23 protein-coding genes are annotated in these 25,997 nt (G+C 51.8%); 14 read left to right on the top strand and 9 right to left on the bottom strand.

The features are described 5' to 3' along the window. Window positions 1-201 precede the first annotated feature (201 nt). The 4 genes from NNO02_RS10750 to gldA all read left to right on the top strand — a co-directional run bounded on the left by NNO02_RS10750 (window position 202) and on the right by gldA (window position 4,918). Entirely contained in the window at window positions 202-1,935 is a 1,734-nt protein-coding gene (locus NNO02_RS10750) for a phosphoethanolamine transferase CptA (protein ID WP_271454798.1), read from the top strand. Window positions 1,936-2,020: 85 nt separating this feature from the next. Then, complete coding sequence (locus NNO02_RS10755) at window positions 2,021-2,872, top strand: AraC family transcriptional regulator (RefSeq protein WP_271454799.1); 852 nt, start codon at window positions 2,021-2,023, stop codon at window positions 2,870-2,872. 267 nt (window positions 2,873-3,139) lie between these two features. After that, window positions 3,140-3,802 (top strand): fructose-6-phosphate aldolase, encoded by a 663-nt coding sequence (fsa, locus tag NNO02_RS10760; RefSeq protein WP_271454800.1) that lies wholly within the window; start codon window positions 3,140-3,142, stop codon window positions 3,800-3,802. Window positions 3,803-3,814: 12 nt separating this feature from the next. After that, window positions 3,815-4,918 carry a bifunctional L-1,2-propanediol dehydrogenase/glycerol dehydrogenase gene (gene gldA / locus NNO02_RS10765; RefSeq protein WP_271454801.1) on the top strand — a complete coding sequence of 368 codons (1,104 nt, stop codon included), beginning with the start codon at window positions 3,815-3,817 and terminating at the stop codon, window positions 4,916-4,918. An 84-nt stretch (window positions 4,919-5,002) separates the two neighbouring features. Here gldA and katG read toward each other — a convergent pair whose 3' ends face one another. The 3 genes from katG to NNO02_RS10780 form a co-directional block, all read right to left on the bottom strand. Beyond that, the gene (gene katG / locus NNO02_RS10770; protein WP_271442186.1) at window positions 5,003-7,183 is read right to left on the bottom strand and encodes a catalase/peroxidase HPI; all 2,181 of its coding nucleotides are present in this window, start codon (window positions 7,181-7,183) and stop codon (window positions 5,003-5,005) included. 168 nt (window positions 7,184-7,351) lie between these two features. Then, the gene (gene metF, locus NNO02_RS10775) at window positions 7,352-8,239 is read right to left on the bottom strand and encodes a methylenetetrahydrofolate reductase (RefSeq protein WP_271442185.1); all 888 of its coding nucleotides are present in this window, start codon (window positions 8,237-8,239) and stop codon (window positions 7,352-7,354) included. 157 nt (window positions 8,240-8,396) lie between these two features. Next, a complete protein-coding gene (locus NNO02_RS10780; protein ID WP_271454802.1) occupies window positions 8,397-9,305 on the bottom strand; it encodes a LysR family transcriptional regulator in 909 nt (302 codons plus the stop codon). An 89-nt stretch (window positions 9,306-9,394) separates the two neighbouring features. Here NNO02_RS10780 and NNO02_RS10785 point away from each other — a divergent pair, with 89 nt between their 5' ends. Then, window positions 9,395-9,766 (top strand): carboxymuconolactone decarboxylase family protein, encoded by a 372-nt coding sequence (locus NNO02_RS10785; RefSeq protein WP_271454803.1) that lies wholly within the window; start codon window positions 9,395-9,397, stop codon window positions 9,764-9,766. A gap of 81 nt (window positions 9,767-9,847) precedes the next feature. On the opposite strand, the gene metL is transcribed toward NNO02_RS10785, so the two are convergent. Next, on the bottom strand, window positions 9,848-12,280 hold the full coding sequence (gene metL / locus NNO02_RS10790) for a bifunctional aspartate kinase/homoserine dehydrogenase II (RefSeq protein ID WP_137381471.1): 2,433 nt from the start codon (window positions 12,278-12,280) through the stop codon (window positions 9,848-9,850). A gap of 2 nt (window positions 12,281-12,282) precedes the next feature. Then, window positions 12,283-13,443, bottom strand: a complete 1,161-nt coding sequence (metB, locus tag NNO02_RS10795) for a cystathionine gamma-synthase (protein ID WP_202037237.1) — start codon at window positions 13,441-13,443, stop codon at window positions 12,283-12,285. Window positions 13,444-13,708: 265 nt separating this feature from the next. On the opposite strand from metB, the gene metJ reads away from it, so the two are divergent. Continuing rightward, entirely contained in the window at window positions 13,709-14,026 is a 318-nt protein-coding gene (gene metJ, locus NNO02_RS10800; RefSeq protein WP_048213988.1) for a met regulon transcriptional regulator MetJ, read from the top strand. 58 nt (window positions 14,027-14,084) lie between these two features. Here the strand turns inward: metJ and NNO02_RS10805 are convergent, their stop codons facing one another. The 3 genes from NNO02_RS10805 to rpmE form a co-directional block, all read right to left on the bottom strand. Beyond that, window positions 14,085-15,509, bottom strand: a complete 1,425-nt coding sequence (locus NNO02_RS10805; protein WP_271454804.1) for an MFS transporter — start codon at window positions 15,507-15,509, stop codon at window positions 14,085-14,087. 89 nt (window positions 15,510-15,598) lie between these two features. Then, window positions 15,599-16,279, bottom strand: a complete 681-nt coding sequence (locus NNO02_RS10810; protein WP_271442178.1) for an oligogalacturonate-specific porin KdgM family protein — start codon at window positions 16,277-16,279, stop codon at window positions 15,599-15,601. Between the two features lie 340 nt (window positions 16,280-16,619). Beyond that, a complete protein-coding gene (gene rpmE, locus NNO02_RS10815; protein WP_094761941.1) occupies window positions 16,620-16,832 on the bottom strand; it encodes a 50S ribosomal protein L31 in 213 nt (70 codons plus the stop codon). Between the two features lie 257 nt (window positions 16,833-17,089). On the opposite strand from rpmE, the gene priA reads away from it, so the two are divergent. The 6 genes from priA (at window position 17,090) to menA (ending at window position 24,499) form a co-directional block, all read left to right on the top strand. Beyond that, on the top strand, window positions 17,090-19,288 hold the full coding sequence (gene priA, locus NNO02_RS10820; protein ID WP_271442753.1) for a primosomal protein N': 2,199 nt from the start codon (window positions 17,090-17,092) through the stop codon (window positions 19,286-19,288). 156 nt (window positions 19,289-19,444) lie between these two features. Further along, complete coding sequence (gene cytR, locus NNO02_RS10825; protein WP_137381466.1) at window positions 19,445-20,470, top strand: DNA-binding transcriptional regulator CytR; 1,026 nt, start codon at window positions 19,445-19,447, stop codon at window positions 20,468-20,470. 93 nt (window positions 20,471-20,563) lie between these two features. Further along, window positions 20,564-21,538 carry a cell division protein FtsN gene (gene ftsN / locus NNO02_RS10830; protein ID WP_137381465.1) on the top strand — a complete coding sequence of 325 codons (975 nt, stop codon included), beginning with the start codon at window positions 20,564-20,566 and terminating at the stop codon, window positions 21,536-21,538. A gap of 92 nt (window positions 21,539-21,630) precedes the next feature. Then, complete coding sequence (gene hslV / locus NNO02_RS10835) at window positions 21,631-22,161, top strand: ATP-dependent protease subunit HslV (RefSeq protein ID WP_003028805.1); 531 nt, start codon at window positions 21,631-21,633, stop codon at window positions 22,159-22,161. A gap of 9 nt (window positions 22,162-22,170) precedes the next feature. Further along, on the top strand, window positions 22,171-23,502 hold the full coding sequence (gene hslU, locus NNO02_RS10840) for an HslU--HslV peptidase ATPase subunit (RefSeq protein WP_003028803.1): 1,332 nt from the start codon (window positions 22,171-22,173) through the stop codon (window positions 23,500-23,502). Between the two features lie 67 nt (window positions 23,503-23,569). Then, complete coding sequence (menA, locus tag NNO02_RS10845; RefSeq protein ID WP_271442755.1) at window positions 23,570-24,499, top strand: 1,4-dihydroxy-2-naphthoate polyprenyltransferase; 930 nt, start codon at window positions 23,570-23,572, stop codon at window positions 24,497-24,499. A gap of 273 nt (window positions 24,500-24,772) precedes the next feature. Here menA and NNO02_RS10850 read toward each other — a convergent pair whose 3' ends face one another. Continuing rightward, window positions 24,773-24,898, bottom strand: coding sequence for a hypothetical protein (locus tag NNO02_RS10850; protein ID WP_271454805.1), 126 nt, complete (start codon window positions 24,896-24,898; stop codon window positions 24,773-24,775). A 176-nt stretch (window positions 24,899-25,074) separates the two neighbouring features. Here NNO02_RS10850 and NNO02_RS10855 point away from each other — a divergent pair, with 176 nt between their 5' ends. Together NNO02_RS10855 and NNO02_RS23755 are read left to right on the top strand one after the other, a co-directional pair. Continuing rightward, on the top strand, window positions 25,075-25,626 hold the full coding sequence (locus tag NNO02_RS10855) for a type IV secretion protein Rhs (protein ID WP_271454806.1): 552 nt from the start codon (window positions 25,075-25,077) through the stop codon (window positions 25,624-25,626). Continuing rightward, window positions 25,623-25,976 carry a putative T6SS immunity periplasmic lipoprotein gene (locus NNO02_RS23755; protein WP_333908930.1) on the top strand — a complete coding sequence of 118 codons (354 nt, stop codon included), beginning with the start codon at window positions 25,623-25,625 and terminating at the stop codon, window positions 25,974-25,976. Before NNO02_RS10855 ends, NNO02_RS23755 begins: the two co-directional genes overlap by 4 nt. Window positions 25,977-25,997 lie beyond the last annotated feature (21 nt).

Genomic DNA, 25,997 nt, shown 5'->3' on the forward strand with positions numbered 1-25,997 from the left:
CCTGTCACCCTCGTGCTATTGTGCGAGGGTGACATAAAATACTGCTGTCATAACCACCTCATTTTTAATATATTCCTGTCTGCATTTTATACATCCAATGGATATTTGTTAGCAAAACGCGATATTCGACTCGCATTGCTTCAGATCCTCTTAAGGTTTAGCCGCTAACGTTGGCGCTACGATTAAAGACAGGCTCACACTATGCAATCCTTACAACTCCAGTCTAAACCCAAATTTAGCTGGAAAGCCCTGGGTTGGGCACTCCTCTATTTTTGGTTCTTCTCTACCTTACTCCAGGCCATTATTTATTTTACGGGCTATAGCGGAACTAACGGATTACGCGACTCAATACTGTTCAGCTCATTGTGGTTGATTCCGGTATTCTTATTCCCGAACCGTATTCGCATTATCGCCGCCGTTATTGGTGTGGCACTCTGGGCGGCTTCATTGGCCGCGCTGAGTTATTACGTTATTTACGGACAAGAATTCTCACAAAGCGTTCTGTTCGTTATGTTTGAAACCAACGCCAACGAAGCCCGCGAATATCTGAGCCAATATTTCAGTCTCAAGATCGTACTTATCGCACTGGCCTATACAGCAACCGCAATCCTGCTGTGGACGCGTTTACGCCCGGTCCATATTCCGTCGCCATGGCGTTATCTGGTGTCATTTGCGCTGTTGTACGGTTTAATTCTGCACCCAATGACCGTCAATACGTTTATCAAGCATAAGCCTTTTGAGAAAACGCTGGGCGGCCTTGCATCGCGCATGGAGCCTGCCGCGCCATGGCAGTTCATCTCTGGTTATTATCAATACCGTCAACAATTGACCGCATTAAATAGCCTGCTGAATGAGAACAACGCATTGCCACCACTGGCTAACTTTAAAGACAATTCTGGTGATGCGCCGCGTACGCTGGTGCTGGTGATTGGCGAGTCAACTCAACGTGGCCGCATGAGCCTGTACGGCTACCCACGTGAAACCACGCCGGAACTGGATGCGCTGCATAAATCCGATCCAAACTTCACCGTGTTCAATAATGTCGTGACCTCACGTCCTTACACGATTGAAATCCTGCAACAGGCGCTGACCTTCGCAAACGAGAAGAACCCGGATTTATATCTGACGCAGCCGTCGTTGATGAATATGATGAAACAGGCGGGTTATAAAACGTTCTGGATAACCAACCAGCAAACAATGACCGCCCGTAACACCATGCTGACCGTATTTTCCCGGCAGACAGACAAGCAGTTCTATATGAACCAGCAGCGTACCCAAAGTGCGCGTGAATACGACAGCAACGTGCTGGGACCGTTTAAAGAAGTCATGGCCGACCCGGCACCGAAAAAGTTCATCATCGTTCACTTGCTGGGTACGCACATTAAATACAAATTCCGCTACCCGGAAGGCCAGGGTAAGTTTGACGGTAATACCGAGAACGTACCTGCAGGTCTGAGCAGTGATGAACTGGAGTCATATAACGATTATGACAATGCCAACGTCTATAACGACCATATCATTGCCAGCCTGATCAAAGACTACAAAGCAACTGATCCGAACGGCTTCCTGCTCTACTTCTCTGACCATGGTGAAGAAGTGTATGACACGCCGCCACATAAAACGCAGGGCCGTAATGAAGATAGCCCAACGCGCCATATGTATACGGTACCGTTCCTGCTGTGGACGTCTGAAAAATGGCAGGCTGCGCACCCACGCGACTTCTCACAGGACGTTAATCGTAAGTACAGCAGCTCTGAACTTATCCATACCTGGTCAGATTTGGCAGGCTTTACGTACGATGGTTTCGATCCGACCCGTTCTATTACCAGCCCGGAGTTCAAAGAGACGACCCGCTGGATTGGTAATCCGTACAAGAAAAACGCCCTGATCGATTACGACTCCCTGCCTTACGGCGATCAAATCGGGAATCAGTAACGCTCTCTCAGGCCACTCTTTAAGAGTGGCCTTTTTTTATGATGACGGTTACTGTTTCCCTGTCCACGATCTGTCAGGGATTCACATGTATCACAACATCAGCCACCTACTTTCCCGCCTGATTAACGGCCCCTTACCGCTGCACCAGGTTTACTTCGCCAGCAGTAATGCCGTAACGCCAGAACTGGCGTATAAGGTAGATTTTCCACGACTGGAAATCGTGCTGGAGGGGCAACTTTCGGATACGGGTATCGGGAACATACTTGTTCCCGGGGACGTTCTGTACGTCCCCGCAGGAGGCTGGAATCTTCCGCAATGGCAAACGCCCGTCACTATGCTGACGATTCTGTTCGCTAAGCAGCAGTTAATCTTTAGCGTTATGCAATGGGATGGCCGCCAGTTCCAACATCTCGCCAATCAACATGTGGCACGCCGCGGGCCGCGTATCGGCTCCTTCCTGCTACAGGCGCTCAATGAAATACAAATGCAGCCCCAGGAGCAGCAAACCGCGAAATTAATTATTGCCAGCCTGTTCAGCCATTGCCGTGACCTGCTCGGTAGCCAAATCCAGACAGCATCGCGTAGCCAGGCACTTTTCGACGCCATTCGCGACTACATTGACGAACGCTACGCCTCTCCGTTGACCCGCAAATCCGTCGCCCAGGCCTTTTACATCTCACCGAATTATCTTTCGCATCTGTTTCAGAAAACCGGAGCCATTGGTTTTAACGAATATCTTAACCACACCCGACTTGAACAAGCGAAAACGCTATTGAAGGGCTACGATCTGAAAATTAAAGAAGTTGCACACGCCTGCGGGTTCGTCGACAGCAACTACTTCTGTCGCCTGTTTCGCAAAAATACCGAACGCTCACCGTCTGAGTATCGTCGGCAATATCACAGCCAGTTAACGGAAAAAGAGACGTCCCCACATTAAGGTGAAGTCGCGACAAAACCCACAGAGGACAAAAAACATATTTACTGGATTTTTGTAATATTAAAAAGAAACTCGTATCCCCAGCCATCAGCATAAACTGACCAACCAAGAACATGTGAAGTATCTCCCACTTTCACCGACACATTACATTTGTCCAGCTTTTGACAGATTTGTCAGATAGCGCAGCATGCCGAAACACTCTTATCCTGAGCACAGCAAAGTATCCCGGTAACGGGCTGCTAACGAGAAATTAAGAGGGTGTTTTATATGGAACTGTACCTGGATACCGCTAACGTCGCGGAAGTTGAACGTCTGGCTCGCATCTTCCCCATCGCCGGGGTCACAACCAACCCCAGTATTGTCGCGGCCAGCAAAGAATCCATCTGGGATGTACTACCACGTCTGCAAAACGCCATCGGCGAAGAGGGCATTTTGTTTGCCCAAACCATGAGCCGGGATGCACAAGGCATGGTGGAAGAAGCCAGACGCCTGAGCAACGCCGTCCCCGGTCTGGTGGTGAAGATTCCCGTCACGGCTGAAGGCCTGGCTGCCATCAAAATGCTAAAAAAAGAGGGTATCACCACGCTGGGAACCGCCGTTTACAGTGCTTCTCAGGGTCTGCTGGCCGCACTGGCTGGGGCAAAATATATCGCACCATACGTTAACCGCATTGATGCTCAGGGTGGTGACGGTATCCGCACGGTGCAGGAGCTGCAAACGCTTCTGGAGATACATGCGCCAAACAGCATGGTGTTGGCAGCCAGTTTTAAGACACCGCGCCAGGCGCTGGATTGCTTACTGGCAGGATGTGCCGCAATCACCCTGCCATTAGACGTAGCGCAACAAATGCTCAATACCCCTGCGGTAGAGTCAGCTATAGAGAAGTTTGAGCAGGACTGGAACAACGCATTTGGTCACATCAACCTGTGAGGGAAATAAAGTATGGATCGCATTATTCAATCACCTGGTAAGTACATCCAGGGCGCTGATGTTATTACCCGTCTTGGCAGCTATCTCAAACCACTGGCAGAGCGCTGGCTGGTCGTTGGGGACAAGTTTGTCTTAGGATTTGCCCAGGACGCACTGGAAAAAAGCTTCCATGACGCCGGTCTGGCACTCGAGATTGCACCATTTGGTGGTGAATGTTCACAAAACGAAATCGACCGCCTGCGTGGCGTGGCAGAAAAAGCGCAATGCGGTGCAGTGCTCGGTATCGGCGGGGGTAAAACGCTGGATACCGCCAAAGCGCTGGCGCACTTTATGGGTGTACCGGTTGCCATTGCGCCAACCATCGCCTCTACCGATGCGCCATGTAGTGCGCTGTCCGTCATTTACACCGATGCCGGTGAATTCGATCGCTATTTGCTGCTGCCAAACAACCCGGACAGGGTCATTGTTGATACCAAAATTGTCGCGGGTGCGCCTGCGCGGCTGCTGGCAGCAGGTATCGGCGATGCGCTGGCAACCTGGTTTGAAGCACGCGCCTGCTCACGTAGCGGCGCAACGACCATGGCGGGAGGTCAATGCACTCAGGCCGCGCTGGCACTGGCGGAGCTATGCTTCAATACGCTGATTGAAGAAGGCGAAAAAGCGATGCTGGCCGCCGAGCTACATGTGGTAACGCCTGCGCTGGAGCGCGTCATTGAAGCCAATACCTATCTGAGCGGCGTGGGTTTTGAAAGTGGTGGCCTGGCCGCTGCACACGCGATCCATAACGGTCTGACGGCAATCCCGGATGCACATCACTACTACCACGGTGAGAAGGTGGCTTTCGGTACATTGACGCAACTGGTGCTGGAAAACGCGCCGGTAGACGAAATCGAAACCGTGGCTGCACTGTGCCATTCCGTTGGTCTGCCTATTACGCTGGCACAACTGGACATCAAACAGGATGTTCCCGCGAAGATGCGCATTGTGGCAGAAGCAGCTTGTGCCGAAGGCGAGACTATCCATAACATGCCGGGCGGTGCCACACCAGATCAGGTTTACGCTGCGCTGCTGGTGGCCGATCAGTATGGCCAGCGGTATCTGCAAGAGTGGGAATAAGCACACCATAAAAAATCCCCGCAATGGCGGGGATTTTTCTGTCTGGCAGGCCGGATAAACGCAAAGCTTATCCGGCATTTTCGATTACAGCAGATCGAAACGGTCCAGGTTCATCACTTTCACCCATGCCGCGACAAAGTCCTTCACGAACTTCTCGTGGGCATCGCTGCAGGCATAAACTTCTGCCAGCGCACGCAGTACCGAGTTAGAGCCAAACACCAGGTCGGCGCGGGTTGCGGTGTATTTCACTTCACCGTTCAGACGGTCACGACCTTCAAAGACCTCTTTCGATTCGTCAGTCGCTTTCCATTCGTTACGCATATCCAGCAGGTTGACAAAGAAGTCATTGCTGAGCACGCCTGGACGATCGGTAAAGACGCCATGCTGACTACCATCGAAGTTGGCACCTAGGACGCGCATCCCGCCTACCAGCACGGTCATTTCCGGTGCCGTCAGGGTCAACTGCTGCGCTTTATCGATCAGTAATGACTCGGTGGTCGACACGTCAGGACGGGCACGATAGTTACGGAAACCATCTGCAATAGGCTCCAGCAGCTCAAACATCTCGATATCGGTTTGGTCCTGACGCGCATCTACGCGGCCCGGAACAAAAGGTACAGTGATGTTAACACCCGCCGCGCTTGCCGCTTTCTCAACACCTACCACACCGGCCAGCACGATAATGTCAGCCAACGAGGCGGTATGAGCAGATTTATAAATACCTTCCAGCACAGGCAGAACACGTGCCGCAGTCGCATTCACATCCCAGCCGCGTTGTGGTGCCAGCGCCAGGCGAGCACCGTTAGCGCCACCACGTTTATCACCGCCACGGAAAGTCGATGCGGAGGCCCACGCCACCGATACCAACTCACTGACAGAAAGTCCGGAAGCTGCAATGGTCGCCTTCAGGTTAAGAATGTCTTCTTCGCTTGGGTTGAAGAACGCATGCGGCAGTGGGTCCTGCCAAATCAGATCTTCTTGCGGTACTTCCGGTCCGATGTAGCGCGATTTCGGCCCCATATCACGGTGCGTCAGTTTAAACCACGCACGGGCAAAGGCTTCGTTGAACGCTTGCGGATCGTTAAGGAAACGACGAGAGATCTTCTCGAACTCAGGATCAAAGCGCAAGGTCAGGTCGGTGACCAGCATTGTAGGCTTGCGTTTTTTCGACGGATCAAACGGATCGGGGATAATCTCCGGTGCGTCAACCGCTTCAAACTGAATAGCGCCTGCCGGGCTGCGCGTTTGCACCCACTCATATTTGAACAGGTTCTCGAAGAAATAGTTGCTCCACTGGGTCGGCGTCTGCGTCCAGACGACTTCCAGACCAGAGGTGATGGCATCTGCACCCGAGCCGCTGCCGTAGCTGCTGGCCCAGCCCAGTCCCTGCGCTTCAATTGGTGCTGATTCTGGATCAGGACCAACATGGGATGCTGGTGCGGCACCGTGGGTTTTGCCCAACGTATGACCACCACCAATCAGCGCGACAGTTTCTTCGTCGTTCATCCCCATATTACCGAAGGTCGCACGAATAGCCGCTGCCGCAGAAAGCGGCTCACCACTGTGATCAGGACCTTCCGGGTTAACATAGATAAGACCCATCTCGGTTGCGCCAAGCGGAGCTTTTGCCAGCTCTTCAGGATGACGGTGGGTCAGCCAGGCTTTCTCATCACCCCAGTTTACGTCCAGATCCGGTTCCCAAACATCTTCACGCCCTGCGCCAAAACCGAAGGTGCGGAAGCCTGAGTTTTCCAGCGCCACGTTACCCGCGAGGATAAACAGGTCGGCCCAGGAAATTTTCTGCCCATATTTTTGCTTGATTGGCCACAGCAGACGACGCGCCTTATCAAGGCTAACGTTGTCCGGCCAGGAGTTCAGTGGTGCAAAACGCTGCTGTCCGCGACCCGCGCCACCGCGTCCATCGATGGAGCGATAAGTCCCTGCACCGTGCCATGCCATACGGATGAATAAACCGGCATAGGTACCCCAGTCGGCAGGCCACCACGGTTGAGATTCGGACAGAAGGGCTCTGAGATCCCCTTTCAGGGCAGAATAGTCGAGTTTGCTAAATTCTTTGCGGTAGTTGAAGTCCTCGCCCAGTGGGTTCGAACGGTTGGAATGTTGGTTCAGCAAATCTACACGGAGTTGATTAGGCCACCAGTCGCGGTTGTTCGTTCCTGCTCCCGCGCTCTGATCGTGACCGCCCTGATGAAAAGGACACTTACCGGCAGTTGATGCGTTATGGCTATCGTCGGACATGCTCATCTATATGCTCCCTTTACAGTGTTCTGACTACGATATACACCACCAGAGATAAGATATAGTCGAAATAACCCACAGATTCGATAGCTAATTCCTTTTATATTTTAAGTTACAGAGATGTAGATCAAAATGATCAATAAAAAGCCCTCCGTAGAGGGCTGGGGCATCTGTTTAATTCGGTCTTACACCCAGTGTGTGACAAATAGCGTAGCTCATCTCAGCGCGGTTGAGCGTATAGAAGTGAAAATCTTTCACCCCTTCGCGACTGAGGATCTTCACCATGTCCATGGCGATATTCGCCCCTACCAGCTTGCGGGTTTCGGCATCATCATCCAGACCATCAAACATTGTCGACATCCAGGAAGGGATACGAACATTGGTCATATCGGCAAATTTCTTCGCCTGCTTAAAGTTAGAGACCGGCAGGATACCCGGAATAATTTCCACATCGATGCCTGCTGATACGCAACGGTCGCGAAAACGCAGGTAGCTTTCCACATCAAAGAAGAACTGGGTGATCGCCCGATTTGCGCCGGCATCAACCTTACGTTTCAGGTTAAGCAGGTCTGCCTGGGCACTCTTCGCTTCCGGATGAACTTCCGGATAAGCGGCAACAGAGATATCAAAATCTGCGACGTCTTTCAGCAGGCTCACCAGATCGGCAGCATACATATCTGGTTTACCGCCACCCGGAGGCAGGTCGCCACGCAGGGCAACAATATGACGAATACCGTTATTCCAGTAATCCTGAGCAATGGTGCGCAGTTCATCGCGAGTGGCATCAATACAGGTCAGGTGCGGAGCCGCTTCGAGGCCCGTGCGATCCTTAATCCCTTTAATAATGCTGTGCGTACGGTCGCGTTCACCCGAATTTGCCCCGTAAGTCACGGATACAAACTTCGGTTTCAGGCTGCTCAGGCGATCGATGGAGTTCCACAGGGTTTGCTCCATTTCACTGGTGCGCGGCGGGAAAAACTCAAACGAAACGTTAATCTGACCCTGCACTTCTGCCAGGCTCTGATTCAGGGCTTCCCGCTGGTTGGCGTGAAAAAAGCTCATACCTTACCTCATCAATCTTATGTCGTTATATGTTGTGTTGTGAACTGCTATACGTTTAGACGTCTAGATGTAAAAATGACGGAAAAGCGTGCTGCCGTCAACACAAAAATCATCGATAAAGGTGAGGAATACTCAGCCAACGTGAAAAAAATTCACATCAGCTTGAAATGGTGAGGGATTGCATCATGAGTTCTTGCAACCACTGCAACCGGCTCTCATTCTCAGGCAACATCACTAACCCGGCACGGATACACAGCTCAGCATTGCTCAGTGGATGGAATACCACACCCTGGCGCTGGATAGCGGCAAATGAAGCCGGGAGCAAACTTAGACCATCGCCCTGGGCAATCCGTGCAAGCAGCACATCATGCTCCAGGGGTTCTTCAAGACAGTAAGGAGAGAAACCAGCACGATGGAAAATCTGCCGGGTATAGTCAAAGAAAGCCGGGTTACGTTCCCGCTGGAACCAGAACAACGGTCGGTGGTTGAGTGCCGATAAGGAAAGAGAGGCCGTACAAGCCTCTGACCAAAAGGAGGGTAATGCAGCAATTATCGGCTCTTGCCAGGCTAAAGGGGTGACGGTAAGCCCAGATGCCTCAATAGGCAAGGCTACCAGCGCCGCATCCAGTTTGCCTCGCCTTACCTGACGAACAAGTTCAGGTGAGCCGTGACGCGTGACACGCAGCATTTTTACACGAGCATTTAGCGTTGATTCAAGCGCCACAAAAACACCCTGTTCAAACGCCGTGCTTAATCCTAAACGCAGAGGTTGCACCTCCATCTGCGCTAGCTGGCTCAATGCAAGATAGGTCTTGTCCTGTAGCGCCAGCAGTGGACGCACCATTTCTAATACGTGCTGACCCTCCTCCGTCAACGTCAGCCCACGGGTATGGCGGACAAAAAGCGTCACCCCCAGGCGTTCTTCAAGCTGGCGAATATGACGGCTTAGCGGCGGCTGCGACATAAAAAGACGTTGCGCCGCACGGCTCATGTTGTTCTCTTCGGCCACCACGGTGAAGTAGCGCAGCAGACGGATATCCAGAGAGTGCAGGGGCGATATTGTCATACCAAAAAAGTATCACGGAAACGGTATTATCCCAATCATTCTGCCCGCTCTATCCTCATGGCATACACCGCACTCACGAGGAAGAGATAATGAATTCAGAACGCTTTATTACCGGTCAGTTGATGCTGCAAAAAGTGGATGGTAAAGGGGGCGATGCGGTCGTCGAAAGTCTGCAAGATATTGCGCCAGACTTCGCCCGCTACCTGATTGAATTTCCTTTTGGCGACATCTATTCAAGACCGGGATTGGATTTACGCAGTAGAGAGATTGCTACCGTCGCGGCGTTAACGGCGCTGGGCAATGCCGCCCCGCAATTGAAGGTGCATATTGGCGCGGCATTACACGTGGGCTTAACGCAGGATGAGATCATTGAAGTGATTATGCAAATGGCCGTGTATGCAGGCTTCCCCGCGGCACTCAACGGCTTGTTCGCCGCGAAAGAGGTGTTTGCCTCTCAATAACACTGCCGGATGCGACGCTAACGCATCTTATCCGGCCTACGTTACGCACGAACCGTAGGCCGGAACATCCGGCAACAAAAACTACAGCAGTTGTGCCAGGCGATTGATGTCTGACTGAATAGCACCGGCGGTCACATCACGACCTGCGCCCGGCCCGCGGATCACCAACGGATTATCACGATACCAACGGCTTTCAATGGCGAACACGTTATCGCACGGCAACAGCGCTGCCAGCGGGTGTTCAGCACGGACCGCTTCAACACCCACACGCGCTTTACCATTGGCGTCAAAACGCGCCACGTAGCGCAACACCAGCCCCATTTCACGCGCAGCTTCCAGGCGTTGCACCATCTGTTCGTTCAACTCATCACCATTTTCAAAGAAATGGTCAATGGAGCCTTCTTCACAGTGTGCAGGTACCAGTGACTCAACGCGAACCTGGTCCGGCTCAATATCGTAACCTGCTTCACGCGCCAGGATCACCAGCTTACGCATAACATCTTTGCCAGAAAGATCGACGCGCGGGTCCGGTTCAGTTAGCCCTTGCTGCCAGGCTTGATCCACCAGATCGGTGAATGGGACCGTGCCATCAAATTGCAGAAACAGCCAGGATAACGTGCCGGAGAAGATCCCGCTGATCGACAAAATCGTATCACCGCTATCAATCAGATCGCGCACAGTATGGTTGATCGGCAAACCTGCCCCCACGGTGGCGTTATACAGCCAGTGGCGGCCGGTTTTTTCGAACGCATCATGAATTTGGCGATACTTATCACTGGTACTCGCCCCCGCCAGTTTATTGGCGCTAATGACATGGAAACCATGGCTGGCGAAGTCCAGATACTGATCGGCCAATTGTTCACTGGCCGTCACATCCAGCACCACTAAATCATCATACGGGTGGGCGCGCATCCACAGGAATAGCGCCTCTTCATCCTGCTCTACCGCTTCGTCGTCGAAGAAGGCCAGAGCACGGCTGGCATCCAGTCCTTCATAGTTCAGCAGGCTACGGCGGCTATCCACCACGCCTGCCAGCACGAATTCAAACCCGGTACGTGCGGAAAGCGTTGTTTGTTCGCGGGCGAACAGTTCCAGCCAGCGTGAACCAATATTCCCTTTACCGAATAGCACCAGACCAATACGTTTTTCTGCACGGAAAATAGACTGATGCAGGCCCTGAATCAGGCTTTCGGTCGGGCCGGTACGCAGTACCGCAACCAGACTGATCCCCTCTTCCGACTGCCAGGTAAACTCGACTGGCTGGCCTTTTAACTGCTGCCAGAAACGGTGGCAATGCAGTGGATTGCGCGTTACGCCAGCCCCAACCATCGCCACCAGCGCCAGCCCCTGGCGCAGACGCAGCTCGCCCGGCAAACCGGCTTCATCAAGAATTTTCAGTGCGCCATCAGCCACTTCAGAGGTATAGCAAAATTGCAGCAGCTGACGGTCCGGATGCACGCCAACCGCCAGCGGACGCACCTGCGTGCGTTTTAAAATCTGGTCGATATCTTTGTAAGCCAGCTTAAAGTCCTGGCCAGTGGGAACCTGAAACTCAATCAGACAGACGTCGTCATGGCTGGTCACAATGCGCGCCCCGGTACCAGAAGCCAGTACACGCTCAATCCGCGTTGACCCCTGATCCGGCGTGTAACTGCAGCGCAGCTGGAGGTCGATATCGCTACCCGAAACCGGCTGTAAGGTGCGGGCGTGCAAAACCGGAGCCGCAAGACGCGCCAGCTCGCTGGCTTCATCAAGACGCAGCAGCGGCAGCAGGCAGGCATCTTTGACTTTACGCGGGTCCGCACTATAAACCCCGGCGACATCGCTCCAGATAGTCACGCGGGAAACGCCTGCCAGCGCACCCACCTGCGTAGCTGAATAGTCAGAGCCGTTACGCCCCAGCAGCACCGTTTCACCCGCATTGCTACGGCTGATAAACCCGGTAACCACCAGGCGCTTGCCTGGATGTTGAGCCAGCAGTTGTTGCAGCAACGGATATGACAGACCTTCATCCACCTGCGGCTGGGCACCGCGTTCAGCACGTAAAAACTCACGCGCATCCAGCCAGGCAGACTCCAGTCCCTGCTGGTTAAGGACAGCAGACATCAAACGCGCCGACCACACTTCACCATGCCCCACCACTTCGGCATAGACGGCTTCATTCACACCGCTGTCGAGCAATCCGGCCAGACGCTCCAGATCGTGAATAAACGCACCGATCAGCCCATCAGCCACATCTGGTGGTAACAGGCCACTAATCAGCTCACTTTGATAACGGCGTAACGCCTGCTGAACCTGATGCGCAGAAAGACGATCGGTCTGGCTTAACTTAAGCCAGCTAATCAACTGGTTAGTGGTACTGCCCGCGGCGGAAACAACCATCATGTCGTCAGGCTGCGAGTACTCCGCCATAATACCTGCGACACGCAAATAACATTTCACGTCTGCCAGACTACTACCACCAAATTTGTGCAGTTGACGACCCTTCGCCCCTGCCTGCGCAATCACACTCATGTTTACCCCTTGTTTGCAGCCCGGAAGCCATTTTCCAGGTCGGCAATTAAATCTTCGCCATCTTCAATACCGGTGGAGATACGCAGTAGCGTTTCAGAAATTCCGGCAGCAGCACGCGCTTCTGGCGCCATACCCGCGTGTGTCATGGTCGCGGCGTGGGAGATCAGACTTTCAACGCCCCCTAATGATTCCGCCAACGTAAACAATGACAACCCGCTCAGGAAGCGACGCAATGTTTGCTCGTCGCCATTCAGTTCAAAACTCAACATCGCGCCGAACCCTTTTTGCTGACGCGCGGCAATCTCATGCCCCTGATTATCCGGCAGTGACGGATGATACAGTTTTTTCACCAACGGCTGGGTTTGCAGGTAGTCCACAATAGCCTGAGCGTTACGTTGTGCCACTTCCATACGCGGCGACAGAGTACGTAGGCCACGCAACAGCAGATAGCTATCAAATGCGCCGCCAGTTACGCCAATATTATTCGCCCACCATGCCAGCTCAGTGACCGTCTCCGGATCTTTCGCTATCACCACGCCAGCCACCACATCCGAGTGACCGTTTAAATATTTCGTGCATGAATGCAACACCAGATCGGCGCCCAATGCCAGTGGATTTTGCAGTGCAGGGCTTAAAAAAGTGTTGTCGACAACGCTCACCGCACCCGCCTCACGCGCCAGTTGGCAGATTTTTGCAATATCCACCACACGCAGCAACGGATTGCTTGGACTTTCGATCAGTACCAGCTTTGGTTTTTCCGCCAACGCCGCTTTCAGCGCCTGCTCATCACCCTGATCGACAAACAGCACGCGATAGCAGCCACGTTTTGCCAGACTGTCAAACAGGCGATAGCTACCACCGTAACAGTCGTGCGGTGCGACCAGCAGATCGCCAGGCTTCAGGAACACCGTCGTCACCAGATGAATCGCCGACATGCCGGTATTGGTCAGCACTGCACCAGCGCCACCTTCCAGCTCCGCCAGCGCACGCTGAACCACATCACGCGTCGGGTTGCCACGGCGTGAATAGTCATGAGCGCGCGGCTCATTAAAACCGGTGAAATTATAGGTACTGGAGAGGTGAATCGGTGGGACAACGCAACCGTACTGCTCGTCGTCATTTAATCCGCTACGCACTGCAATGGTGGCCTGTTTACGCGTCATATTGAGGAGATCCTGGCTGAGTCGGTGAAAAGTCAGACACCAGAGTAATCATTGTTACAATAGCCGTCAATACATCTGGACATCTAAACTTCTTTGCGTATAGATTGAGCAAACAGGAAATAGCCGTTAAAATTATATGCATTAGCGTACATTTGCGTCGGCTAACTTCGTGTCAGGGCCGCGCCACTACGATAAACTACGCGCAATTATGGTCCGGGCTCAGGTTCTGGCCTCAATATTAATGACGAAGAGGATTAAGTATCTCATGGCTGAATGGAGCGGCGAATATATCAGCCCATACGCTGAGCACGGTAAGAAGAGTGAGCAAGTCAAAAAAATTACGGTTTCCATTCCTCTGAAGGTGTTAAAAATCCTTACCGATGAACGCACGCGTCGTCAGGTGAATAACCTGCGCCACGCCACCAACAGCGAGTTGCTGTGTGAAGCGTTTCTGCACGCCTTTACCGGGCAACCGTTGCCAAACGACGAGGATCTGCGTAAAGAGCGCAGTGATGAAATCCCGGAAGAAGCGAAGATCATCATGCGTGAACTGGGGATCGACCCGGAAACGTGGGAGTACTGATCGGCTGACGGTTAGAAAAATGAGAAAAGGCGGGATAACCCCGCCGTTTCTCACAACATTATTTTCTAATACCATTGATTTTATTCAATGTTTCTTCCATTTTGAGCGTTTCTTTGCGGTTCAATGGATAGAGATAAATCAGTATGACTGCCGCCAAAAACAGACATAAGGCCGGCAAGAGATTTGCCATCGTATAAATATTTTCCTGCACGATGCTGGTTTGCACAGCGCCGCCCGTTGACGAAGATTGATAACCAATGATGGCCAGCATAAAGCCACCAATCGCCCCTGCGCACGCCTGACCTACCTTGCGGGCAAAGAAGTTTACGCCGTAAACCGTACCATCCTCACGATCGCCGGTGACATACTGATGATAATCACAAACATCGGTCATAAACGCCCAAATCATCAGGTTGAATAACCCTGCCCCCAGCGTCGCCAGGAACAGGAAAACCAAATAGACTTTCGCGTCCGTAATATGGATGAAGTACATAATCAGATACATCGCCACCGCAAAGAGTAATGCGCCGACGCTGGCCTCTTTTTTACCAAACCGCTTCGTCAGCCAGGATGCCGAGGGAGCCAGCAAAACCAGAGAGCCGAAGGTAAACAGCAACGCCACGGACATGGCCTCTTTGTTGTGGAAGTAGTCATTAAACAGGTAAGTCATGTTGGTACCTGACAACCCCTGGTTAATCACAATCAGCAGATCCACCACAACTAAAACGATCAGTGCTTTATTGCGTAACAATCCCTTCAGCAGCACCGATACGGGCATGCTCTCTTTTCTCTCCACGCGCACACGTTCTGTTGTTAACTGACAGGTCAACGTTAAAAAGATAAAGCCCAGTACGGCACAACCAATAGCAATCCAGAAGAAGTGTTGCCCGGAAATCACCTGGCTTCCGTCCACCAGGGTGGTGTACATCAGAATCGGGATAAAAAAGCCGGTTGCGCCGCCGCCGATGGCGGAACCCACGCTTCGCCAGGTTGACAGTGACACTCGGTCTTCCGGATTCGAGCTAATCGCCGCAGACATGGCGCCATACGGAATGCTGACTGTCGATAACAGTGAACCGTAAACAAAATAGGAGAAGCAGATATAGATAATTTTCGCCGTATAAGAAAAATCATTCACAAACGGCAGAAACAGGACCACCGCAACGATACAGAATGGATACTTCATGCGACGCACCCAGGGGTTGAAACGTCCATGTGCCGTCAGTTTAGACGTATCGCATAAGCGACCTACGCCAACATCGACAAACGCATCAAAGAGTTTGGTCACAAAATAGAGCGAGCCGACAATGACACCAGAAATGCCGAGGACGTTCGTGTAATAAATCATTAAAAAACTATTTACCAGACCAAGAATAAAACAGGTTCCCAGGTCACCACACAAATAACCAATCTTATCTCTGAATCCGAAAGGTCTGACGACAATACTTTGATTGCTTCCGCTCACCGTTCCATCATTAGACATGATGTCAACTCCTTAGACATATTATTCACGCAAACTATGCGTATATCCTGGTGCTCAACGTAATAAACCAATACGAAGAGTATTAACAATCAAAAGTTATAACCGAGACCGACACGATAGCGTGTCTGACGATCGTCAGTCGTGGTGGTGTCATAACCCGAGGAGACGTTACCAATCTCAATAAATGGAACCCAGGAATCTATTTTATAAGCAACACGGAAGTTATATTCATAATCGTCTTTTCTGTTGTTGTATAAATCTTCGCTGTCAGCAATTTTATAAATGCCGTTTAGTTCAAACATCCAATTATTGACGTTATAGCCAAGCCACGCTTCAGGACGGTAAACCATACGGTCATCTTTACCATCGGCGTTTCTGCGCATATACTCCTGGCGATAGCGGAATGCCGTCCACCAGCTGTCATTGATATTATATTGCACACGAATATAAGGCTTATAGATCGTGATGTTATCGCCCGTTTCAACCGCAATACCCGGCTGCCAGATAAGGTCCTGCCAGGTAAACTGGTAACTTGCCGTATACTCGTTACCGTTACTTTCCATATTATTCCAAGCATCATTCGATTGCGTATCTTCAGAACGTGAAATGGCCTCTACCGCCACACCAAAACCTGTAGCAAAACGATGAGACATATAAACACGATCGTAATTTCGCCCGTCATCATAATATTCATGACGATAATCGACATAACCCGCCTGCGCGGCCGCAGATAGTAATGGAATAAGTAACAAGGTAGATTTAAATTTCATGACAATCCCTTTTCACACTAAATAAATAAAATTCACCATCACATTCCTGAATGTGAACAGGAAAGTAATAGAGACGTAAGGATAATTTTATATTTCCGCGAAAGTGTATTTTAGAAAGAGGGGATAAACCTTTGAAATTTTGCCAGGAATTGTCATGAGTGGCAAAGAACGGAAGATAAAAATGACGAAGATCACCAGTGGGAATATTTTATCATAAAAAATAAAAACACTGTTTCATTTATTGAATATGAAATATTATTCAATACATCAATATAAATTTTATTATCAAGTACAGATACAAAAAAAGCGCCATAAGGCGCTTTTTTCTGACAGCAGGAACTTATTTGCTGCCCGGGATGTTGAAACGCTTGTTGAAGCGATCAACACGGCCACCGGTAGCAACATCACGCTGCTTGCCAGTATAGAACGGGTGGCACTGACCGCACACGTCCAGGTTCAGATCGTGACCGACGGTAGAGCGGATTTTCATGACGTTACCGCAAGAGCAGTTTGCAGTAATTTCTTCGTATTTCGGGTGAATATCTTTTTTCATGGGAAAACCTCGGTTTAAGGCCGCGTCGCTCTTCCAGCCCTAACGCCAGACACCACGCGATGTTAATTATTCCCCGTCACCTTTCACACTGCATCAACAGCCTGAAATTCTCGGGTAATGGTCATTATTTGACGCAATCAATTTGCATCAAAGGCGGCGAATCATACAGAAATTAACCCGCTCATGCAAACTGATCCGCATTCTACCCTTCACTAATGTGTATACTAACCCGCCAGATTTCAAGTCAGGATGATTCAATGCCCGTTGCGCATGTTGCCTTACCCGTTCCGCTACCTCGTACCTTTGACTATCTCCTGCCGGAAGGTATGAGCGCCAAAGCTGGGTGTCGCGTACGCGTGCCCTTTGGCAAGCAACAGGAGCGCGTCGGTATAGTCCTGTCAGTCAGCGAGCAAAGTGAGTTACCGCTCAACGAATTGAAAGCCGTTCGCGAGGTATTGGACAGCGAACCGGTCTATTCGACCTCCGTCTGGCGTTTACTGCTGTGGGCTGCTGATTACTACCATCATCCCATTGGCGATGTGCTGTTCCATGCCCTGCCGATCCTGTTGCGCCAGGGCAGACCCGCCGCCAACACGCCCATGTGGTACTGGTTCGCCACCGAAGAAGGCCAGGTCATTGACCTCAACAGTCTGAAGCGCTCTCCAAAGCAGCAACAGGCGCTGGCTGCGCTTCGGCAGGGAAAAATCTGGCGCGACCAGGTGGCCGAACTTGAATTTAACGATGCTGCATTGCAGGCGCTACGTAAAAAAGGCCTGTGCTCCCTGGCGAGCGAAACGCCTGGTTTCAGCGACTGGCGTACCCACTACGCCGTCTCTGGTGAACGACTGCGTCTGAACACGGAACAGGCTACCGCCGTTGGGGCCATTCATAGTGCGTCGGACAGTTTTAGCGCCTGGTTGCTCGCAGGTGTGACGGGTTCCGGTAAAACAGAAGTCTATTTAAGCGTGTTGGAAAATGTTCTCGCCCAGGGCAAACAGGCACTGGTAATGGTGCCGGAGATTGGCCTGACGCCACAAACCATTGCCCGCTTTCGCGAACGCTTCAATGCCCCGGTCGAAGTCCTGCACTCGGGTTTAAATGACAGCGAACGTCTTTCGGCATGGCTGAAAGCAAAAAATGGCGAAGCGGCAATAGTCATCGGCACGCGCTCATCGCTGTTTACGCCGTTTAAAAATCTTGGCGTAATTGTCATCGACGAAGAGCATGACAGCTCTTACAAGCAACAGGAAGGCTGGCGGTACCATGCCCGCGATCTGGCGGTTTACCGCGCCCACAGCGAACAGATCCCGATTATTCTCGGTTCAGCAACCCCCGCGCTGGAAACGTTGTGCAACGTGCGGCAGAACAAATACCGCATGCTGCGCCTGACGCGCCGAGCCGGAAACGCACGCCCTGCCACTCAGCACGTGCTGGATTTAAAGGGTCAGCAGGTGCAGGCCGGACTGGCTCCGGCGCTGATCACCCGCATGCGCCAGCATCTGCAAGCAGATAATCAGGTAATTTTGTTTCTTAATCGTCGGGGTTTTGCGCCTGCGCTACTGTGTCACGACTGTGGCTGGATTGCCGAATGCCCACGCTGCGATCACTACTACACGCTGCATCAGGCGCAGCATCACCTGCGCTGCCACCACTGCGATAGCCAGCGCCCGATACCGCGCCAGTGCCCCTCCTGCGGCTCTACGCACATGGTGCCGGTAGGACTCGGCACCGAGCAACTGGAACAAGCTCTGGCACCCTTTTTCCCCGGCGTGCCAATTTCGCGTATCGATCGCGACACCACCAGCCGTAAGGGATCGCTGGAGCAGCACCTGGCAGAAGTCCATCGCGGCGGCGCTCGCATTCTGATCGGTACACAAATGCTGGCGAAAGGACACCATTTTCCGGATGTCACGCTGGTTGCACTGCTGGATGTTGACGGGGCGCTGTTCTCTGCCGATTTCCGTTCGGCTGAACGTTTCGCCCAACTTTATACCCAGGTTTCTGGACGAGCTGGGCGCGCCGGGAAACAAGGCGAAGTGGTGCTGCAAACGCACCATCCTGAACATCCGCTACTGCAAACCTTGCTGTATAAAGGTTATGACGCATTTGCCGAACAGGCGCTGGCCGAACGGCAAACGTTACAGTTACCGCCGTGGACCAGCCACGTGATCGTGCGGGCAGAAGATCATAACAATCAGCATGCGCCGATGTTCTTACAACAGCTGCGAAACCTGATTCAGGCCAGCCCATTAGCTGATGACAAACTCTGGGTACTCGGCCCGGTTCCGGCGCTGGCCCCCAAACGTGGCGGTCGCTATCGCTGGCAAATTTTGTTGCAACATCCGTCACGCATTCGCCTACAGCATATCGTCAGCGGAACGCTGGCGTTGATAAATACGCTACCCGATGCACGTAAGGTGAAATGGGTGTTGGATGTCGATCCCATCGAGGGATAACCCCTCATGATGCGAGGCGGATCGTAAAATTAAAGATCCATCACACTTTTTATGAAAATTCTGTAACCGCTTCCATTAACTATCTGATAAAAATGTTTCAGATGAAGGTTATCCAGGGACAGGTCTGTGCCAGCTGCACCCTGGCGAGGAGAAAGAGTGAAACCGAATAAGCAGGTTGCCGCCGCTACGATGAAAGATGTTGCTCTGAAGGCGAAAGTCTCAACGGCAACCGTATCCCGCGCATTAATGAACCCAGACAAAGTCTCTCAGTCCACCCGTAACCGGGTCGAACAGGCGGCGCTGGAGGTGGGATATTTACCCCAATCAATGGGACGCAACGTTAAACGTAATGAATCACGTACCATTCTGGTGATTGTGCCGGATATCTGCGATCCCTTTTTTAGCGAAGTGATTCGTGGCATAGAAGTCACTGCCGCAGAACAAGGTTATCTGGTACTTATCGGCGATTGCGCGCACCAGAATCAGCAGGAAAAGACCTTTCTTAACCTCATTATTACCAAGCAGATAGATGGCATGGTCCTGCTCAGCTCACGACTGCCATTTGACGCCAGCGTGGAAGAACAGCGCAATTTACCGCCAATGGTCATGTCCAACGAATTTGCGCCAGAGCTGGAACTGCCTACCGTTCACATTGATAACCTCACTGCTGCTTTTAACGCGATGAATTACCTGCTGGAGCTGGGGCATAAGCGCATTGGTTGTATTGCCGGGCCAGAGGATATGCCGCTGTGTCACTACCGCCTGCAAGGCTATGTTCAGGCACTACGCCGCAGTGGAATTACGGTCGATCCACACTTCATCGCGCGCGGTGATTTCACCTATGAAGCGGGCGCTAACGCGTTAAAACAGCTGCTTGAGCTGCCGCAACCTCCGACCGCGGTCTTTTGTCACAGCGATGTGATGGCGCTTGGCGCGCTCTCTTACGCCAAACGTCAGGGCTTAAAAGTACCGGATGATTTATCTATCATTGGCTTCGATAATATTTCACTGACGGAATTTTGTGATCCACCCCTGACAACCGTCGCACAGCCGCGTTTCGATATCGGACGCGAAGCTATGCTGTTACTGCTCGATCAGCTTCAAGGACAGAACGTCAGCAGTGGTTCACGTTTACTGGACTGTGAGCTCATAATTCGGGGCACTACCCGGGCACTGACGTAAAGTAAAGTGCTTTCGGACTCCCCTGTCTGGTCAAAGGCCCGTCGCTTAAGTAACATGGCGGGCTGACGAACGAATAAATACAGCGAAACGATAGTGGCACAACGAGATTATGTACGTCGCGGCCAACCGGCACCTTCGCGGCGCAAAAAGAGCACATCACGGAAAAAGCAACGCAGTACGCCAGCGGTATCCCCCGCTATGGTCGCTATTGCTGCAGCCGTACTCGTGACCTTTATCGGTGGTCTGTACTTCATTACGCATCACAAGAAAGAAGAGTCCGAGACGCTGCAAAGCCAGAAAGTCACCGGTAATGGCATCCCGCCTAAACCGGAAGAACGCTGGCGCTATATCAAAGAGCTGGAAAGCCGTCAGCCAGGCGTGCGTGCGCCTACCGAACCCTCTGCGGGTGGCGAAGTGCTTAACGCCGATCAGTTGACCAATGAGCAGCGTCAGTTGTTGGCGCAAATGCAGGCAGATATGCGTCAACAGCCGACACAGCTCAACGAAGTACCGTGGAACGAACAAACACCTGAACAGCGCCAACAAACGCTGCAGCGTCAGCGTCAGGTGCAACAGCAGCAGTGGAACAACGCGCAGCAGCAGGCTCAGCAACCGCGCCCACGCGCGACGGAACAGCCTTACCAGCAGCCACAAACGCGTACAGCACAAACCGCACCGGTACAACAGCCGAAAGCGCAGCCAAAACCGGCGGCCCAGCAGCCGTACCAGGATCTGTTGCAGACGCCAGCGCACACCACTGCCGCACAGCCTAAAACTCAACCGGCCGCGCCAATAACGAATGAAACACAGCCGCCAAAACAGACGGCAGAGAAAAAAGATGAACGCCGCTGGATGGTTCAGTGCGGGTCATTCAAAGGGGCTGAGCAGGCAGAAACAGTACGTGCTCAACTGGCCTTTGAGGGCTTCAATTCCCGTATTACCACCAATAACGGCTGGAATCGCGTGGTAATTGGCCCGGTGAAAGGCAAAGAAAATGCCGACAACACCATCAGCCGCCTGAAAGTTGCCGGCCATACAAACTGCATTCGACTCGCCACTGGGGGTTGAAACCCCCAAAATCTCCCCCATCTATACTTGCATTACGCCCCGTACACCTGTGCGGGGCCTGTATTCTGCATTTGTAACCAAGGGGTCTGCTCGTGACAACAATAGTAAGCGTACGCCGTAACGGCCATGTGGTAATCGCCGGTGATGGTCAGGCCACACTGGGTAACACCGTAATGAAAGGCAACGTGAAAAAAGTCCGCCGTCTGTACAACGACAAAGTCATTGCGGGCTTTGCGGGTGGTACTGCGGATGCATTCACACTGTTTGAACTGTTTGAACGCAAACTGGAAATGCACCAGGGTCACCTGGTTAAGGCCGCCGTTGAGCTGGCTAAAGACTGGCGTACCGACCGTATGCTGCGCAAACTCGAAGCGTTGCTGGCCGTTGCAGATGAAACGGCATCGCTCATCATCACGGGTAACGGTGACGTCATTCAGCCAGAAAACGATCTGATTGCCATCGGCTCCGGCGGTCCCTACGCCCAGGCTGCAGCACGCGCTCTGCTGGAAAACACCGAGCTTGGCGCACGCGAAATTGCTGAGAAAGCGTTGGATATTGCAGGGGATATCTGCATTTATACCAACCACTTCCATACCATCGAAGAATTGAACTCCAAAGCGTAAGGATCCCCCATGTCTGAAATGACCCCACGCGAAATTGTCAGCGAACTGAACAAGCACATCATCGGCCAGGACAATGCTAAGCGTTCCGTGGCGATTGCACTGCGTAACCGCTGGCGCCGCATGCAGCTCAACGAAGAGCTGCGCCATGAAGTCACACCGAAAAACATTCTGATGATTGGCCCAACCGGTGTCGGTAAAACCGAGATCGCCCGCCGTCTGGCCAAACTGGCCAATGCGCCATTCATCAAAGTTGAAGCAACGAAATTCACTGAAGTCGGCTATGTGGGTAAAGAAGTTGACTCCATCATCCGCGATCTGACCGATGCCGCCATCAAAATGGTTCGCGTTCAGGCGATTGAGAAAAACCGCTTCCGCGCAGAAGAAATGGCAGAAGAACGTATTCTCGATGTACTGATCCCGCCAGCCAAAAATAACTGGGGACAGTCAGAGCAGCCTCAGGAACCTTCTGCTGCGCGTCAGGCATTTCGTAAAAAACTGCGTGAAGGCCAGCTGGATGATAAAGAGATTGAAATCGATCTCGCTGCCGCACCGATGGGCGTAGAAATTATGGCGCCTCCGGGAATGGAAGAGATGACCAGCCAGCTACAGTCCATGTTCCAGAACCTGGGCGGCCAGAAACAAAAACCGCGTAAGCTGAAAATCAAAGACGCGATGAAGCTGCTGATTGAAGAAGAAGCAGCCAAACTGGTCAATCCGGAAGAGCTGAAACAGGAAGCTATCGACGCTGTTGAGCAGCACGGGATCGTGTTTATCGACGAAATCGACAAAATCTGTAAGCGTGGCGAGTCCTCCGGCCCGGATGTTTCCCGTGAAGGCGTGCAGCGCGACCTGCTGCCGCTGGTTGAAGGCTGCACCGTCTCTACCAAGCACGGTATGGTGAAAACCGATCACATCCTGTTTATCGCCTCCGGCGCATTCCAGGTGGCTAAACCGTCTGACCTGATCCCGGAACTGCAGGGTCGTCTGCCGATCCGTGTGGAGCTGCAGGCACTGACTACCAGCGATTTCGAGCGCATTCTGACCGAACCGAATGCCTCTATCACTGTGCAGTACAAAGCGCTGATGGCAACCGAAGGTGTGGACATCAACTTCACCGAATCGGGTATTAAACGCATTGCCGAAGCGGCCTGGCAGGTTAACGAAACCACCGAAAACATCGGTGCGCGTCGTCTGCATACCGTTCTCGAGCGTCTGATGGAAGATATTTCCTATGATGCGAGCGATTTAAACGGTCAAAGCATCACAATTGATGCCGAATATGTGAGCAAACATCTGGATGCGCTGGTCGCAGATGAAGATCTGAGCCGTTTTATCCTATAATCGCGTTCAATGCATTTTCATCACTGTTGATGGGGCTGATAAAGCCCCATTTTTATTGGCGCTAAATATGACTGAACAACAACAAATTAGCCGCTCACAAGCCTGGCTGGAAAGTTTACGACCTAAGACCTTACCGCTCGCCTTCGCGGCGATCATCGTCGGTACGGCATTAGCATGGTGGCAAGGATATTTCGATCCGCTGGTGGCTCTGCTGGCATTAATTACGGCAGGGCTACTGCAAATCCTGTCCAATCTCGCTAACGACTATGGCGATGCTGTTAAAGGCAGCGACAAGCCCGACCGCATCGGACCGCTGCGTGGCATGCAAAAAGGCGTTATTACCCAGCAGGAGATGAAGCGTGCGCTGATCGTCACTGTGGTCTTAATCTGCCTGTCCGGTCTGGCACTGGTAGCGGTGGCATGCCACACACTGGCGGATTTTGTCGGCTTCCTGATTCTCGGTGGCCTGTCGATTATCGCCGCTATCACCTATACCGTCGGTAATCGTCCATACGGGTATATCGGTCTGGGTGATATTTCTGTGCTGGTCTTCTTCGGGTGGCTCAGCGTGATGGGGAGCTGGTACCTGCAGGCGCATACGCTGATTCCGGCGTTAATTCTGCCGGCAACCGCCTGCGGCCTGCTGGCAACTGCCGTACTCAACGTTAACAACCTGCGCGATATCAACAGCGACAGAGAGAATGGCAAAAACACGCTGGTGGTGCGCTTAGGCGCGGTTAATGCCCGCCGCTACCATGCCTGCCTGCTGATGGGCACGCTGGTCTGTCTGGCGCTGTTTAACCTGTTCTCGCTGCAAAGTTTATGGGGATGGCTCTTTATCCTCGCCGCACCGCTGCTGATTAAACAGGCGCGCTACGTGATGCGTGAAATGGACCCGACGGCAATGCGCCCAATGCTGGAACGCACCGTAAAAGCAGCACTGTTGACTAACTTGCTGTTTGTTGTTGGAATTTTCTTAAGTCAGTGGTCTGCATAACTGACAAATATCAATTAATAATTTCAATTTTTAGAATCGCATAACGCCTCGCAACCCTTACAATAGAGGGTCGCGAGGTTTTTTCATGTTTTTTATATTTTCCGGGGTTACCTCGGGGATACCAACGAACGGTAAACACCGTGACCTATAAGTACTAAAATCAGCGTTTCCCAGCTTACTTAACCGATCACGGGGCCTGAAGCCCAACCGTACGAGAGCGTACGCTAAGTGCATTTTTTAATGCAGATTGGGCGAGTAAAGAAAATGAGGGTTTTATTTACTTTTTCCATTAATGCCAGTATCCGTGCGGTTTTCGGCATTAATGGTGTTAATAAACCCGGTAATCAAATCAACGTAAACCTGACCGACAACGCCACGACTTTGTAGATTTAAATTCATAAGGTTACGTTCTTAGCGTACGATCTCGTACGGTTGCTCCCTAAACCAGAGGGCTTAACGGTAGAAGCGGCGTAGCCGCAGTTTGTGACAATTTTGGATATTTCCCGCATTTTTTAACAGGAAAAAATTTACCTTAAGGCGTATTAAGGTATTTTTACCAATGGATGATGTCTCCAATGATAAGGGAAATGAACGATATAGACAGGGGCGGGTTACGGCTGCTAACGCTTGGTGAGATTAACTTGGCCCGTACCCTCTACGCTTTCGCCATCCTCTATAACGAAGTCTGGATCCACCGCAGCAGCTACCTACCTTTCAACCTCCAAAAAAACAACTACGCTATGACGCCCAACGGCGAATTGTACTTTCAGGAAGGTACTTATGAGCCTGGCTTTTCACAGCCGCATGTTAATAACGATCGCGTTGGTGGGCAGCATCTTTTTTTACATGAAATGATGCACGTCTGGCAGCATCAGCGCGGGATGATGGTAAGGATGCGTGGCCTGTTCTCTTGGGCAGTTGATTACTATTACACCTTGGATAAGGCCATACTCTTGGATTACGGCTTAGAGCAGCAGGCTGCAATGGTGGCTGATTATTGGCTGCTTAAAACGTATGGATTCGGCAACCGCTCTGATTTGTATCGCCTCAAGGATTACGATCCATCTGAGCCTGTCCTTAGCCTCATATCCCGCTATGAGAAAGTGTTAGGGAGGTTCCCGCATTGAAACGCTACTTTCTCATTCCTGCCTTTTTTGCGCTGGCTGGGTGTGGCGCTGGCGATAGCGTTCCCCCATGGCGTAGTTTCCCTATTATAAATAATTCGCTTTGCTTCTCTGTTAATAAATCGGACGTTCTGGGCCGATACGGCGTTTATTCTGAGCAGGGAAATGAATACAAGACATTGGCGGAAAATTCGCATGTAGCTCTCTCCTACCCTGAAACGTGCTTAAAAATACCGATAACGCCGGGCTATATCTATGCGGCTTCATACACATTGAACGGAAAGAATTACCGTTACAACTTTTTCATCGACAGAAACGGGAAAATATTAAGCACAAAATATGGAGATCTATAAATGTCATTACCAGCTTATATG

Origin of the sequence: Citrobacter sp. Awk 2 (assembly GCF_028069815.1) — a bacterium.
Classification (GTDB): Bacteria; Pseudomonadota; Gammaproteobacteria; order Enterobacterales; family Enterobacteriaceae; genus Citrobacter.

What these genes read in the sequence shown, in the direction of transcription:
- NNO02_RS10750 (WP_271454798.1), top strand. Translation starts at nt 202, where the DNA reads ATGCAATCCTTACAACTCCAGTCTAAACCCAAATTTAGCTGGAAAGCC.
- NNO02_RS10755 (WP_271454799.1), top strand. Translation starts at nt 2,021, where the DNA reads ATGTATCACAACATCAGCCACCTACTTTCCCGCCTGATTAACGGCCCC.
- fsa (WP_271454800.1), top strand. Translation starts at nt 3,140, where the DNA reads ATGGAACTGTACCTGGATACCGCTAACGTCGCGGAAGTTGAACGTCTG.
- gldA (WP_271454801.1), top strand. Translation starts at nt 3,815, where the DNA reads ATGGATCGCATTATTCAATCACCTGGTAAGTACATCCAGGGCGCTGAT.
- katG (WP_271442186.1), bottom strand. Translation starts at nt 7,183, where the DNA reads ATGAGCATGTCCGACGATAGCCATAACGCATCAACTGCCGGTAAGTGT.
- metF (WP_271442185.1), bottom strand. Translation starts at nt 8,239, where the DNA reads ATGAGCTTTTTTCACGCCAACCAGCGGGAAGCCCTGAATCAGAGCCTG.
- NNO02_RS10780 (WP_271454802.1), bottom strand. Translation starts at nt 9,305, where the DNA reads ATGACAATATCGCCCCTGCACTCTCTGGATATCCGTCTGCTGCGCTAC.
- NNO02_RS10785 (WP_271454803.1), top strand. Translation starts at nt 9,395, where the DNA reads ATGAATTCAGAACGCTTTATTACCGGTCAGTTGATGCTGCAAAAAGTG.
- metL (WP_137381471.1), bottom strand. Translation starts at nt 12,280, where the DNA reads ATGAGTGTGATTGCGCAGGCAGGGGCGAAGGGTCGTCAACTGCACAAA.
- metB (WP_202037237.1), bottom strand. Translation starts at nt 13,443, where the DNA reads ATGACGCGTAAACAGGCCACCATTGCAGTGCGTAGCGGATTAAATGAC.
- metJ (WP_048213988.1), top strand. Translation starts at nt 13,709, where the DNA reads ATGGCTGAATGGAGCGGCGAATATATCAGCCCATACGCTGAGCACGGT.
- NNO02_RS10805 (WP_271454804.1), bottom strand. Translation starts at nt 15,509, where the DNA reads ATGTCTAATGATGGAACGGTGAGCGGAAGCAATCAAAGTATTGTCGTC.
- NNO02_RS10810 (WP_271442178.1), bottom strand. Translation starts at nt 16,279, where the DNA reads ATGAAATTTAAATCTACCTTGTTACTTATTCCATTACTATCTGCGGCC.
- rpmE (WP_094761941.1), bottom strand. Translation starts at nt 16,832, where the DNA reads ATGAAAAAAGATATTCACCCGAAATACGAAGAAATTACTGCAAACTGC.
- priA (WP_271442753.1), top strand. Translation starts at nt 17,090, where the DNA reads ATGCCCGTTGCGCATGTTGCCTTACCCGTTCCGCTACCTCGTACCTTT.
- hslU (WP_003028803.1), top strand. Translation starts at nt 22,171, where the DNA reads ATGTCTGAAATGACCCCACGCGAAATTGTCAGCGAACTGAACAAGCAC.
- menA (WP_271442755.1), top strand. Translation starts at nt 23,570, where the DNA reads ATGACTGAACAACAACAAATTAGCCGCTCACAAGCCTGGCTGGAAAGT.
- NNO02_RS10850 (WP_271454805.1), bottom strand. Translation starts at nt 24,898, where the DNA reads ATGAATTTAAATCTACAAAGTCGTGGCGTTGTCGGTCAGGTTTACGTT.
- NNO02_RS10855 (WP_271454806.1), top strand. Translation starts at nt 25,075, where the DNA reads ATGATAAGGGAAATGAACGATATAGACAGGGGCGGGTTACGGCTGCTA.